Origin of the sequence: Pseudomonas saponiphila, from assembly GCF_900105185.1 — a bacterium.
Taxonomy (GTDB): domain Bacteria; phylum Pseudomonadota; class Gammaproteobacteria; order Pseudomonadales; family Pseudomonadaceae; genus Aquipseudomonas; species Aquipseudomonas saponiphila.
Map to the genome: position 1 here is coordinate 1,537,501 of NZ_FNTJ01000001.1, position 13,206 is coordinate 1,550,706.

A 13,206-nucleotide genomic window follows, 5' to 3' on the forward strand; every position below is an offset into this window, starting at 1 on the left:
TACGAAAGTAGGTCTTAGTGATCCGGTGGTTCTGTATGGAAGGGCCATCGCTCAACGGATAAAAGGTACTCCGGGGATAACAGGCTGATACCGCCCAAGAGTTCATATCGACGGCGGTGTTTGGCACCTCGATGTCGGCTCATCACATCCTGGGGCTGAAGCCGGTCCCAAGGGTATGGCTGTTCGCCATTTAAAGTGGTACGCGAGCTGGGTTTAGAACGTCGTGAGACAGTTCGGTCCCTATCTGCCGTGGACGTTTGAGATTTGAGAGGGGCTGCTCCTAGTACGAGAGGACCGGAGTGGACGAACCTCTGGTGTTCCGGTTGTCACGCCAGTGGCATTGCCGGGTAGCTATGTTCGGAAAAGATAACCGCTGAAAGCATCTAAGCGGGAAACTTGCCTCAAGATGAGATCTCACTGGGATCTTGAATCCCCTAAAGGGCCGTCGAAGACTACGACGTTGATAGGTTGGGTGTGTAAGCGCTGTGAGGCGTTGAGCTAACCAATACTAATTGCCCGTGAGGCTTGACCATATAACACCCAAGCAATTTGCTTAAGAAGCGAGTTGCGGTGTGTGAAGACGAATCAAACCGAAAGTTTGCAGGCTCACAAAGCACCAACTCTATTACATACCCATTCGCTGGCACGTTGCGCAAGCAACGGACTGGCTACCGAATTTCTTGACGACCATAGAGCGTTGGAACCACCTGATCCCATCCCGAACTCAGAAGTGAAACGATGCATCGCCGATGGTAGTGTGGGGTTTCCCCATGTGAGAGTAGGTCATCGTCAAGATTAAATTCCGAAACCCCAATTGCGAAAGCAGTTGGGGTTTTGTTTTTGCGCTGCGCAAAAGTTGCGCTGCTGGGGCTGGCCACGCTCGTGTGCTTACGGCTGCCAGCGAGTGCCAGGCTTGCGGCCTGCTCTCGTTGTAGAAGGCTCTACTGCCATTGGCGTATACGTTGGGGAGAAGGAGGACGGCCGACTGAGAGCGCCAGAGTCGCTGTTCTCGCTCTCTCCGATCAGCCCCTGTAGCAAGAGAGTGCCTCTGGGCACCAACTCACGGAATCACCCGCGATTGCTCAGGTCGTGGTGGCCGGTGTTTTTGATACTCGACGGGGTAAGGGGGAATGCTCTATGTCATGCTCCTCCCTGGAACCAGCTTGGCGGCTGATGCGCTAAGCGGATGGTTCTGTCAGTGCATGACCCATTACAAGGCTCCAAGCTGTGTGGAGTTCCTCCTAGCCTCTCCCGTCAAGATGAAGGGCAGGGGCCTCAACAGACCGATGAGGCCATTCAATGGTATGGGGACAGGAAATCTGCCTACCTGAGTGATTTCAATCCACCACTGGCGAGAACGCCGGTAACCCTTGCCAGGCAACCCCGGCCCATGCGCCGCTGCCCGGCGTCAGCAGTCGACCAAGGCTTGCTTCGTTGAACGCCTGCCCCAGTGAGTCGGCCCTGAATGCCGCTACCCACTGGCTGCGTCCGAGAATGAAGGCTTTGCCGAAGTCTTCCCAGTCGTTGAAGCAGTCCTGGGCTCGCTGTGCGTTGAGTAGCAGGATCCGCCAACCGCTCTCGACTTCGATCCAGCCCATCAGTATTGCGCAGCGGACGAAAAAGGCGCTGCGCACGCAAGCAAACGCCATGGCCGCCCGCGGGTCGTCGCTGGCGTTCAGGCCGTGCAAGTCAACCCGAAACCATTGGCGTTCCAGAGTGTTATTCAAGTGCTCACGGACTTCCTCATCTGTGGCATTGCTGCGAAAACCGATCTGATGCAGCAGTGGGGCCCTGAGAGTGCTTTTCGCCTGATCCATGAAGTGGGTGGTATCGGGGTCGAAGAAGCCCGTCATCCCGGTGGCATCGACCATGGGTTGCGCCAGCGTCAACGCCCAGCGCTTGCGTGGAGTGAATACCACCAGCGAGGTAGGTGATTGGCGGCGGTAGTAGCGCCAGAGCAGCCAGGCGCCAAAGGCTACTGCTATTACTGTCATCATTTGCGGTTCACCGATTCCTGGCCTGCCAGGCCGCTATTTCCTCCGCCTGGAGCGGGGACATATCTGTCCATGTCACGCCTTCGGTCCGGTATGACGGGGCGTCGGCGTGGGGCTGTGGCCAGGGACTTTTCTTGAAGATATGCCGGGTGGCGTACTTGACCGACGGCGCTTGGGGGGCCACCTCCAGCAGCAGGTCCGACTGACGGGCCGCCACCAGCCACTCGACCATGGCCGAAGGGGCATCCAGCCGACAGAACAGTTGCGGGTAACGCGCCACCAGACGCGTCTGGGTCTGGGCGTCGCTGACTTCCTCAATGCGCAGCCAGCCGGCTTCGGTGCGCACGATGCCGATGGCAATGCAGTCGGCCGGGGTCTGCAGGTCGGTATCCAGAGTATTGAGGAACCGTAGCAGGTCCTGAAAGTAGCGTTCGATGGGGGGACGGTTCTGCTTGCCTTTGACTTGTTCCACGGTCAAAGCGCCGTCGTCCTGGATGATCAGGCTGACGGTGATGTGGGGCTGGCCTTGGGCATCACGCAGGCTGAACACGCGCATGCTCTGTTGCTCCACGGCTTCGGCATAACGCTCGCCGTAGCCACCGGTCAAGGCTCGGCGGTTGGCGAACTGCCCCAGGCAGTGACGCATCACGTAGCTTTCGAAGGCCATTTCCGCCCGCAGCAACGGGCTTTGCGGGCGCAGCTCGACCCAGTTGTGATCGGCGCAGGCCAGGGTTAGATCCAGGGCGTCGGCCGAGCTTTGACGCCAGCCCTGTTCGACCCGGGCAGCCATCTGTGCATGCTCTTTTTCCCACAGTGCCAGGGCCTGGGGGCAGGTGATGCGATCGAGTTTGCCCTCCAGTGCCGTGCCTTTGCGCGACGTCAGGAACTCTACGAGCACGGCCTCCTGATGCAGTAGCTGTGGTTCCAGTGGATCGATCCATACCAAGGGTGCTACTGCGTTTGGGTTTTCTTCGTTCAGTGCCTTGGCTGCGGCCTTGAAGTGCCCGGCTACCCAGATGGGCAAGGTATCGCTGCCCAGAGCGCTAGCGGCTTCCTCCAGGCTGAAAATGGTACGCGCCGGCTCAAAGTTACCGACCAGATGCCGGTAGAAGTGATTGAGCAGCCAGCTCTGCACCGGCCCTTCATCACCCCGGCCCTGACTGCGTTGGGCGATGCCGGCCTTGAGCTGGTCGGCATTGAGCAGATTGCGCGGGGCGTAGCTGGAGGTGCGTGGGTCAGTGCCTATTTCCATATCTGCCACCAGCTTTTCTTGTCGACTGTCTGCGCCGGTGCCTGGAGCTGCGCCAGGAGCTGTTCGGTGCGGGCTCGGCACTTGATGTCGTAGTCATCTTCGTCATTGCACAGAGCCAAAGTGCGTGTGCAGTAGTCGATGGCTTCGGCGGTGCGTCCCCGGGCGTGGTGGAAGTCTACCGAGGAGGACATCACCGAGACTTCGTTCATGGCCAGGACCAGCGGCTCATAGCGCTGCCAGAGGCTGTCGGCATTATCCGGGTGGGCATGGGCCAGGTAGCGCGCCACCTTGACTCGGGCGAACAGGGCCGAGCTGTCCAGTTGCTGGTCGCTGACGCCTTGTTCTTCCTGCCATTTGAGCAGGCGTTCGAGCCAGATGAGGATTTCGCTGTCGCGATCCAGCGAGTACAGGGCGTAGGCCACCGAGGCGATGTAGTCGTTTGGATCGTGGCGGCTGTAGCCGAATTCCGCCGAGTAGTGCCACAGCTGTTCTGCGGCTTCGACGATGCCGGGCTTGTCATCCATGCGAATGCGCGCGCTGAGCAGGCCGTTGTAGTGTTCGGCGAACGAGCTGGCGGCAAGACCTCGCAGGTGCAGCTCAATCGCCTCCTCGTAGCGGTTCTGTTCGTTGTAATAGCGATAGTTGATCGCCAGATTGTTGCAGAGCATGGAATACAGGTGGGCACAGGCATCGAACGGGTGACCGCTGCCGCTGGCGAAGTAGCGCTCCATATGGGCCTGGCCCTGCTCATAGGCATCTCTCTGCGCTTCGCGCAGCAACCAGTAGGCCTGGTCGCGGACTGCTTTGGGCAGTTTGTCGGCCTCGGCTTCCACCAGATCGTCGATGAACGCCGCGTAGTTGTAGCCATACATGCCGCTGGCCAGGATCGGCTTGGGTTGCTTCAGGGCCTCGATCACCCCCAGGTTCTTGACCTGCGCCGCAAACAGCGAAAAGGCGCTGCGGTTGTCCTGCATCCGTCCGTCCTGGATGGCCGCCTGCAGCTGGCTGGCCTCGCTGGCAGCGTCGATCAGGCCGCGTTCAGCGTCATGCACGGCGGCCAGGCGCCGGATCCACGGCTGCTCGGGAGCGCGGCGCAGGGCTTCGGCGCGTGCTGCGGCAAACAGTGGATCAAGCAACTGCGGATCCTCCATGGCTGCATGCAGCGCCGCGAGCAGCGGGGAGGTGTCCGCCTCGTTGGCATCGAGCTCTGGCAGTGCCGAGAGAAAGCTCTGCAGCACTTCTTCATTGATACAGGCGCGCATCACGCAGATTGGCCACCAGGGGTTGTGATCCTCGGGGTCCTGCAAGCGGTTGAGGATCAAGCGCGCGGTGGCCGGCCACATCTCGGTTTGTCGCTCGTAGACATCGATGAAAGCGCGATGTCCGGCTTCCTCGATGCGCCCGGCTTCCATCAGCCAGGGCAGTTCGTATTCGATGAAGTTGCTCCCGCCGTCGGAGTCCAGGCTCAGGGCCGCGGCGTTACAGATCTTCAAGGCTCCGGCCAGGTCACCTTGGGCGTGCAGGGCGCGGGCGGCCAGGCGTGCGGTGCGCACCTCCCACTCGCGGCGCCTTGGCAGGGAGAGGTGGGCGGTCAGATGGGCGATGGGTTGCTCGAACAGTGCCAGGCGCAAGGGGATGATCTCGATCAGCGCATTGCCCAGCCACAGCCAGTCGCCTTCGTCGATGTCCTGATCAGGGCCGGCGCTGCGCAGCGCATTGATCGCTTCCAGGGCGGCGCTGCGGGCCTCTTCATCGCGCTGGTGATAGGCCAGGACGCGGGCGCGGCGCTGATGCTGATCGGCAGCATCCCAGGCTCGCAGTGCCACACGAGCAGGGTTGCTCAGCGTCAGCGCGTAGCGCACTTCGATGGTTTTTAGCGCGACTTCGAGGCGACCACCCTCCAGTTCGTCGAAGATCCGGAAGCGACGGTAATGCTCGACATTGAAGTCCAGCGTTTGCGTGGCCATCTGGTTGAGCTGTTCGAGGACCTCGAGCAGGGTCGCTTCGTCATCCAGATAACTGGCGACCCGCAGGCGCAGGATGGCCAGGTTCATCAGCAGTTCGGCGCGCGCCGGCTCGGGGGAGGCCTGCAGCAAGGCGTTGCCATCGTTCTCGATCACTGCCCGGGCCGCCGCTGAGTCGCCAGCCTGCATCCACAGGGTGTGCAGGCGGTCGATGGACGCCAGAGAGTCGGCCCGCAGGGATTGCGCCTGCAGTTGGGCCAGCCAGGTATCGCCTTCCTGCTCCTGCTGTTGCGCCTCAAGACGGTCCATGAACTGTTCCAGTTCGATGCCGGTTATCACGTTGCTGTCATGCGCCATCGTTAACTCCATTTGATAATGACCTGCGCATCCCTTGATGCACTGCCTGGCGAACCGGCATTGCCTCGTCGTGGGTACCGTCTTCGAGTGTCATGCCGATCCCTCGACACCCGGGTAGCAAGCTTTGGCACCTGCTACTGATAGACCCTCTGCCTCTGGCCGACCCTGCGCGCAGCGTCGGTATTCCAGGCCAAAAACGATCGAGGCTTCAAGGCGCAGCACGCTATCAGGTGATGTATCGGAATCCAAGGTTTGCCCATGCAGCAACGCTGTTTTTCTGCGCCGGGCCGTCTAGGCTGGCAACTGTTAAATCCTCTCGGGCCTCTATAAGGGATTGGCAAGTCCGGCCGATAACTTCAGTGGACAATTGTGTTCCCAAGCGGCGACCTGCATCACAGGTCGACTTGAAAGTGCTTGATAGCCTGTGGCCAGCAGCTATTATCTGCGCGCCAAAAACAGGCTGCGAAGCCGGGCGGGTCTTGCTGTCCCTGGATTGATCTTCTTACTTGCCTGGAATCTTCGATGCTGGCGTACCACCAAAAGAGCTTTTTGATCGTCGATGATTTCTCGGACTTCCGCAGTTCGGTGCGTTCGATGTTGCGTGAGCTGGGCGTCAAGGATGTGGACACCGCCGATAGCGGCGAACAGGCCTTGCGCATGTGCGCGCAGAAGCGCTACGACTTCATTCTTCAGGATTACCACCTGGGCGACGGCAAGAAAAACGGCCAGCAGGTGCTGGAAGACTTGATGCTGGAAAAGCTCATCAGTCACGAGAGCGTGTTCCTCATGGTGACTGCCGAGAGCAGCCAGGCGATGGTGCTCAGCGCCCTGGAACACGAACCTGATGCCTACCTGACCAAGCCGTTCAACCGTTCCGGCCTGGCCCAGCGCCTGGAGCGTCTGCAGCAGCGCAAGACCCTGCTCAAGCCCATTCTCCAGGCCCTTGACCGGGGCAAACCGGTAGAAGTGCTCAACGCCTGCGTCGCCCTGTGCAAGCAGGACCCGCGTTACGCGCCACTGTGCCTGCGCTACCGGGCCGATGCCCTGCGCGACATGCATCAGAATGAAGCCCTGGAGCGCCTGTACAACAGCATCCTGGCCGATCGTCCGTTGCCTTGGGCCTATGTCGGCCTTGGTCGCTTGCTGTTCAAGCGTGGGCAGACAGGTGAAGCCAAGGCAGTGTACGAAAAAGCCCTGAAGGCATTCCCGATGATGCCGGGGTTGTACGACGGATTGGCCGATGTGCTGGTGGCCGAAGGGGATACCAAGCGCGCCCAGAGTGTGCTCGAAGAGGCCGTGCGCCTGTCTCCGCTGGCGGTGCGTCGCCAGGCCTTGCTGGGCAAGCTGGCCATGGCCAACGAAGACTTTGACAGTGCCTCCAGGGCCTACCGCCAAGCTGTATCCCAGGGCGCCCAGTCGCGCTTCAAGGATCCGGAAAGCAACCTGGGCCTGGCCCATGCCCTGATCAGCAAGGGCAGCGAAAAGGGCCTGGATACCCGCACCCGCCTGGAGATCAATCAGACCCTGAGTGCGGTGGCCAAGGAAAACCCCAGCGACCCGGGTCTGCAGATTCGTGCGCGTTTGATGAAAGCCACCAGTCTGCTGCTCAATGATGCGGAAACTGCGGAGAAGCTCACCGAGCAGGCACTGATGCGTCTGGACGGCATGGAGCAGTTCATGAGTCCGGAAGCCGCCTTGCTGGTGGCCAAGCAGTTGCAGATGCTCGGGCAGGCCAGTGCCGGCGCGACGATGTTGAAGAACTGTGCGGAGATCTACGGCGACGATCCGAAGGTCATGCAGAACATCGCCAAGCTCACCGACGATCCGACTATTCTCAGTTCCTCCAATGCGGCGGCCGACATCAACCGCCAGGGCGTGCGCAGTTACAAGGCCGGCAATCTGAGCGAGGCTCGCGAGTTGTTCCGCAAGGCCCTGGCCATGCAGCCGAAGAACATCAGTATTGCCCTGAATATGGCGCAGTCGCTGTTGCACGGCACGGATCCGAATACAGACGCGGCACTCCTGGAAGAATGCCAGGCGTGCCTGAAAATGGTCGGCATGATGCCCGATACCGATGCGCGTTATCCGCGCTACCAGAAGCTGCGAAGCAAGGCGTTTGGCGAATGAACGAAGAGCAACAGGCGCTCGATTTTTCCACGGTGATCGCCTCCACCGTACACGATATGAAAAACTCCCTGGCCATGCTGATGCAGGCCCACGGTCAGTGGCAGGCTCGACTGTCCGAGGCGCAGCGGGCGCCCGAACAGGGAGTGATCGATTACCACTTCGCCCACCTCAACGGCATGCTGGTGCAGCTTCTGGGGCTGTACAAGCTGGGCGTCAATCAGTTGCCGCTGCAACCGGCCTACCATGAGCTGGATGACTTCATCGAGGCGCAGTTGGTGAGCCATCAGGATGTGTTCAAGAGCCGCGGCATCTCGGCCACTTATGAGGTCGATCCGTTGAGCCCCCTGGGCTTTTTCGATCGGGAGCTGATCGCCTCGGTGCTGGCCAATTGCATCAACAATGCGCTGCGTTATGCCCGTCATGCACTGTTGATTACCGTCAGTGACGAAGAGGGGCAGGTGGTGCTGTCCGTCAACGATGACGGCGACGGCTACCCGCAGGCGCTGATCGAGCGCCAGGACGATTATCTACAGGGCATCAATCAGAGCAGCGGCAGCACCGGGCTGGGGCTGTATTTTGCCGGGCGCATTGCCCAGTTGCATCAGCGCAACGGGGTCTGCGGACACACCCGGATCAGCAATGGGGGCCCGTTGGGCGGCGGGCTGTTCAAGCTGTATCTGCCTTGAGTGTCTTGTCAGTCCCGGTGCAGAGGGCGTTCTGAAAGGCCTGACCTGGGTGCTCGGCGCTTGCTTGGGGCTGCTTTCTTTCTGCCCAGGGTTGGTGCCGGGACTGACGTTACGGGTTGTTCGCCGGGAGCTGGTTCCTTCCCGGGATTTTATTCTTGCCTGCTTGAAATCCTGAACGGGTGATGCGTATTTTGTACGGGTCGCCGTTCGCGGCTCGTATAACAACAAGGATTGAGTCATGACAACCGATGGCCACAGTTCACTCGCCGAGCGATTGACGGGCATTGATGAGATTGAATGCGTCACTGCGGATCTCAATGGCGTGCCGCGGGGCAAGGTGATGACCGCCGAGGGCTTCCTCGAAGGGCGGCGCTTGCAGATGGCTCGGGGGGTGCTGCTGCAATGCATCATGGGCGGGTATCCGCCGGCGCGTTTTTACGGCAGCGACGACGGCGACCTGGCGCTCAATGCCGATCCTCGGCAGATTCATCGCCTGCCCTGGAGCCAGACGCCGCGGGCGCTGGCCATCTGTGACGCGGACGAGCTCAGTGGCGAAAGCTCGCGTCTGTCCACCCGGGGCCAGCTCAAGCAGGTAATCTCGCGTTATGCGGCCCTGGGCCTGGCGCCTGTGGTGGCCACTGAGCTTGAGTTCTTTGTGTTTGCGGCCAATGACGATCCCTCCCAGGCCTTCCGGCCGCCGGTGGGCCTGGATGGTCGGCGGGAAGAAGGGTATTCGGCGTTCAGTGTCAGCTCCAACAACGGCCTGCGGCCGTTCTTCAAGGAAGTCTACGAATGCATGGCGGCCCTGGGCTTGCCCCGCGATACGTTCATGCATGAGATGGGCGTCAGCCAGTTCGAGATCAATCTTTTGCATGGCGACCCGCTGCTGCTGGCGGATCAGACTTTCCTGTTCAAGCACTTGCTCAAGGAAGTGGCGCTCAAGCACGGATTGATCGTGGTCTGCATGGCCAAGCCGCTGGCCCGCACGCCCGGCAGTTCCATGCATATCCACCAGAGCCTGGTGGAGATCGGCAGTGGGCGGAATGTCTTCAGTGACGAGGCCGGGCAACCGACGGCGATGTTCCGTCATTTCATCGGCGGCTTGCAGGCCGGCCTGGCGGATTTCACCGCGTTGTTCGCGCCTAACGTGAACTCCTATCAACGCTTGTGCCATCCTTACGCTTCGCCGAACAATGCCTGCTGGTCTTATGACAACCGGGCTGCGGGGCTGCGCATACCGGCCAGTTCAGCGGTGGCGCGACGGGTGGAAAACCGCCTGCCGGGCGCGGATGCCAACCCGTATCTGGCCATCGCCGCCAGCCTGGCTGCGGGCCTGCATGGGATCGAGAATGAGCTGGAGCCCACGGCGGCGATCCAGGGTGAGTTTGAAGTGCCGGACAATTTGTCCCTGCCTTGTACCTTGCATGCGGCACTGGAGCGTCTGAAACGTAGTCAGTTGGCCAGGGAACTGTTCGGTACCGAGTTCATCGAAGGCTACATCGCTTCGAAGACCATGGAGTTGACCAGCTTCTTTGATGAAATCACTCCCTGGGAGCGGCGTGTGCTAGCGGCCCAGGCATAACCTAACCCGTCGCTGGCCGGGCCTCGATCTGTCAGGGGCCCGGCACCTCATTCAAGGAGCCGCTCGGAACGTCGATGCGCCAAATCTGGAAATCCTTTCGAGCGCTTTATTTCGCCTCGCTGATGATGTTGATCGGCTCGGGCCTGCTCAGCACCTATCTGGCCCTGCGCCTGGCTGCCGATCATGTCGATGGCCTGTGGGTGGGGGCTCTGATGGCGGCGAACTATTTCGGCCTGGTATTGGGCGGCAAGCTGGGTCATCGGCTGATTGCCCGGGTCGGACATATCCGTGCTTATGCCACCTGTGCCGGGATCGTCGGCGCGGCGGTGCTTGGGCACGGTCTGGTGGACTGGCTGCCTGCCTGGCTGGTGCTGCGGATGATCGTCGGCCTGGGGATGATGTGTCAGTACATGGTCATCGAAAGCTGGCTCAATGAGCAGGCCGATGCCAATCAGCGTGGGCTTGTGTTCAGCGGCTACATGATCGCTTCTTATCTGGGGCTGGTGCTGGGTCAGTTGATACTGGTCATGCACCCGGCTCTGGGGCCGGAGCTGTTGATGCTGGTAGCCCTGTGCTTTGCCCTGTGTCTGGTGCCGGTGGCCATGACCCGGCGTATTCACCCGGCACCTCTGCACCCGGCGCCAATGGAACCGCGGTTCTTTATCAAGCGGGTGCCGCAGTCCTTGAGTACCGTGCTGGGCTCGGGCCTGATCGTCGGCTCGTTCTACGGTCTGGCGCCGCTCTACGCCTCGCAGCAGGGGCTTAGCACCGAGCAGGTGGGCCTGTTCATGGGGAGCTGCATCTTTGCCGGGCTGGTGGTGCAATGGCCGCTGGGCTGGTTGTCGGATCGTTATGACCGGGCGCTGTTGATTCGTTGTTTTGCCTTGTTCCTGGCGGTTGTGGCCTTGCCCCTGGCGGTCCTGCCGGCAGTGCCTCTGGAGCTGCTGTTCGTCCTCGGATTCCTCTGTTCGCTGGTGCAGTTCTGCCTTTATCCGCTGGCGGTGGCTTTTTCCAATGACCATGTGGAAAGCGATCGACGGGTGTCGCTGACGGCGATGTTGTTGGTCACTTATGGCGTTGGGGCGAGTGTCGGCCCGTTGGTGGCTGGGGTGCTGATGAAGCTGTTTGGCAGCCAGATGCTCTATGCCTTCTTCAGTTTCTTTGCCCTGGTGCTGGTCTGGCGGATTCGACCGAAGGCGGTGACCAATCTGCATCAGGTGGACGACGCGCCGCTGCATCACGTGGCAATGCCGGACAGTATGTCCAGTTCGCCTTTGGTGGCGGCTCTCGATCCGCGGGTAGACGAGCAGGTGGTCCAGGATCAGATGCAGACCGCTCCCGTGCCGGACCCCGCTGCGCCTGCAGGGGCCGATACGCCGCAAGCGACGGATGAGGGGGTGCCCGAGGATTGCGCTCGGGATCACCTGAGCGGGGCCAGGCCCTAGAAATGCAAAACGGGCAGTTGCCGCAAGGCACTGCCCGTTTTCATTGGTGTCTGCTGAATCAGAGGTCGTCTTTGTCGAAGCGCCGTGCTTCACGCTGCAACTGATAGACGAAGCGCTCTACCTGGCGCTGGACCAGGCCGCTCATGTTATGAAAGCGCACGCCGGCAAAAGTGGTGTCGATGCGTTCTTCGTGATGCAGGTAACGCAGCTCGACCGGGGCGGTCATGTTGCCGAAGGGCAGGGCGGCGATGAAACGTTCGTATACCTGACCCAGTTGCAGGCGCGAGGAAATATCACCATCGAAGCGCAACTTGCAGCCGGTGGCGGAGATATCCAGCAACTTGCCTGTCAACGGTGATTTGAGTTTTTCGCCGCTCAGTTCGATATCCACCAACTGCGCCAGTTTGAGTGCGGCACGGAAAGCGTTGCGGCGTTGATGGTAAACCACCTCGTCCGGCAAGGTAGTGCGGTAGCAGCGACCGCCATTGGACTCGTCCAGGGTTGGAGTGCCATTGCTTTCCCAGGCGATGCGCACGCCTTCATGAAAACCTTCAACGCGAAACGGCTCGCCTGCCAGAAGGAAGCGCTCGCCATCGCGGGGAATCATTTCATCGAGCGCAATCATGTTGCTGTCGCGGTCCACTTCCACCAGGTAGCTCTGGAAACGCTGGCTGCGCTCATGGAAAGTGATGATCAGCGGGTCGTGGCTCTCTTGCAGCAGCCGCAGGTTGGAGGAAATTTCCAACGCAGTGGTGAACACCTTGGGTGGCTGCGGAGCATCTTCCGCGTTTGAGGCGTTGAACACGGTTCATCAATCTCCAGACAAAATACAACTACACGCAGGAGCTGGCATTCTGCCAGCATGTTTCACGGCTTGGTAGCACGCGCTCATTTTTGGGGTTTAAGCCTGACTGAGTGGGCGTGGCTTCGCAAGCATGGAGGTAGAGCCGCGGGCGTCATATAGGGCTGGGGGTTCGCCGCCGTTGAGGATTTTCAACTGATTGGCAGTGCTGGCCTGCTGAATCTGGATCGAGCGGCCATTGAGTTCATTGGTGGCCTGGCAGTCGGCGAGCAGTTGGGTCAGTCGGCTGCCCTGCTCAAGCAGCTGATCGCCCACGCTCGAGTGACTGGCCAGTTGTTCGAGGCCGGCACGATTGGTTGGCAGGTTCAGGCTGGCGAGGATCTCTGTGCGTTTGCGGCCATGCTGTTCCAGCAAAATGACCAGGGCTTGCTTCTGCGCCAGAATATTCTCCAGCAACGGCATGTCACGACCGTGCAGGGCTACGGATTCGGCTCTGAGCAGTTCCAGCAGTTGTTGTGCTGGGGCAAGGTCATCGTTGATCAGTTGCAGTAGATTCGTGTCGTGCATGGCTGGCCTTGGGAGTTAAGCGTCCAAAAGCCTGGCGCAAGCCTGAGGCTAGCGCTGGGCTTCGAAGTTGAGCAGTTTGCTGGCTACACGGTTGCTGTCGACCTTGTAGCTGCCATCGGCAATGGCTTGCTTCAACTCGGCCACTCGGGCCTTGTCGACAGCAGGCTGATCGCGCAGCTTGTCGGTGATTTTCTGCAACTGTTGAGCCTCATTGCTGAGGTGTACCGATTCCCCGCTTTTGCTGGTCTCGGCTGCAGTTGCCAGCGGCACGGACTTGCCGGCATCGCCGGTTTCCTTGCTGGTGCTGGTGCGCGTACTGCCTGTCAGTAAAGGGGAGCTGTTTAAACGGCTGAAGTCGATGACCATGATGAAGAAAACCTCTGGGTATTTGGACGCTTGCCATGTTTTCGGCCATACCCTGAAAAACTTT

Annotated in this window: 10 protein-coding genes and 2 rRNA genes (1 of these 12 only partly in view); 6 read left to right on the forward strand and 6 right to left on the reverse strand. The window is 60.4% G+C overall.

The annotated features are described in order from the left end of the window. Together BLV47_RS07380 and rrf are read left to right on the forward strand one after the other, a co-directional pair. Window positions 1-533, forward strand: a 23S ribosomal RNA gene (locus tag BLV47_RS07380); it begins 2,359 nt to the left of the window's first position. Between the two features lie 146 nt (window positions 534-679). After that, a 5S ribosomal RNA gene (gene rrf / locus BLV47_RS07385) occupies window positions 680-795 on the forward strand. A 542-nt stretch (window positions 796-1,337) separates the two neighbouring features. Here the strand turns inward: rrf and BLV47_RS07390 are convergent. The 3 genes from BLV47_RS07390 to BLV47_RS07400 are packed head-to-tail and all read right to left on the reverse strand — an operon-like array spanning window position 1,338 to window position 5,567. Beyond that, window positions 1,338-1,997, reverse strand: a complete 660-nt coding sequence (locus BLV47_RS07390) for a DUF1266 domain-containing protein (protein WP_092311630.1) — start codon at window positions 1,995-1,997, stop codon at window positions 1,338-1,340. A gap of 7 nt (window positions 1,998-2,004) precedes the next feature. Then, on the reverse strand, window positions 2,005-3,246 hold the full coding sequence (locus BLV47_RS07395) for a hypothetical protein (protein WP_092311633.1): 1,242 nt from the start codon (window positions 3,244-3,246) through the stop codon (window positions 2,005-2,007). Continuing rightward, the gene (locus BLV47_RS07400) at window positions 3,237-5,567 is read right to left on the reverse strand and encodes a hypothetical protein (protein ID WP_092311636.1); all 2,331 of its coding nucleotides are present in this window, start codon (window positions 5,565-5,567) and stop codon (window positions 3,237-3,239) included. Before BLV47_RS07400 ends, BLV47_RS07395 begins: the two co-directional genes overlap by 10 nt. Before the next feature lie 522 nt (window positions 5,568-6,089). On the opposite strand from BLV47_RS07400, the gene BLV47_RS07405 reads away from it, so the two are divergent. The 4 genes from BLV47_RS07405 to BLV47_RS07420 all read left to right on the forward strand — a co-directional run bounded on the left by BLV47_RS07405 (window position 6,090) and on the right by BLV47_RS07420 (window position 11,407). Further along, on the forward strand, window positions 6,090-7,694 hold the full coding sequence (locus BLV47_RS07405; RefSeq protein ID WP_092311639.1) for a tetratricopeptide repeat-containing response regulator: 1,605 nt from the start codon (window positions 6,090-6,092) through the stop codon (window positions 7,692-7,694). Beyond that, window positions 7,691-8,380, forward strand: a complete 690-nt coding sequence (locus BLV47_RS07410) for a sensor histidine kinase (RefSeq protein ID WP_092311642.1) — start codon at window positions 7,691-7,693, stop codon at window positions 8,378-8,380. The genes BLV47_RS07405 and BLV47_RS07410 overlap by 4 nt, the downstream gene beginning before the upstream one ends. Before the next feature lie 340 nt (window positions 8,381-8,720). Next, a complete protein-coding gene (locus BLV47_RS07415) occupies window positions 8,721-9,962 on the forward strand; it encodes a glutamine synthetase family protein (RefSeq protein ID WP_208605290.1) in 1,242 nt (413 codons plus the stop codon). Window positions 9,963-10,036: 74 nt separating this feature from the next. Next, window positions 10,037-11,407, forward strand: coding sequence for an MFS transporter (locus BLV47_RS07420; RefSeq protein WP_092311648.1), 1,371 nt, complete (start codon window positions 10,037-10,039; stop codon window positions 11,405-11,407). Between the two features lie 58 nt (window positions 11,408-11,465). Here the strand turns inward: BLV47_RS07420 and BLV47_RS07425 are convergent, their stop codons facing one another. The 3 genes from BLV47_RS07425 to flgM all read right to left on the reverse strand — a co-directional run bounded on the left by BLV47_RS07425 (window position 11,466) and on the right by flgM (window position 13,142). Next, window positions 11,466-12,212 (reverse strand): flagellar brake protein, encoded by a 747-nt coding sequence (locus tag BLV47_RS07425; RefSeq protein ID WP_092311651.1) that lies wholly within the window; start codon window positions 12,210-12,212, stop codon window positions 11,466-11,468. A 96-nt stretch (window positions 12,213-12,308) separates the two neighbouring features. After that, window positions 12,309-12,776: a flagella synthesis protein FlgN gene (locus BLV47_RS07430; protein WP_092311654.1), complete on the reverse strand. Its 468-nt coding sequence runs from the start codon at window positions 12,774-12,776 to the stop codon at window positions 12,309-12,311. A gap of 48 nt (window positions 12,777-12,824) precedes the next feature. Next, window positions 12,825-13,142 carry a flagellar biosynthesis anti-sigma factor FlgM gene (gene flgM / locus BLV47_RS07435; protein ID WP_092311657.1) on the reverse strand — a complete coding sequence of 106 codons (318 nt, stop codon included), beginning with the start codon at window positions 13,140-13,142 and terminating at the stop codon, window positions 12,825-12,827. Between the last annotated feature and the right edge of the window lie 64 nt (window positions 13,143-13,206).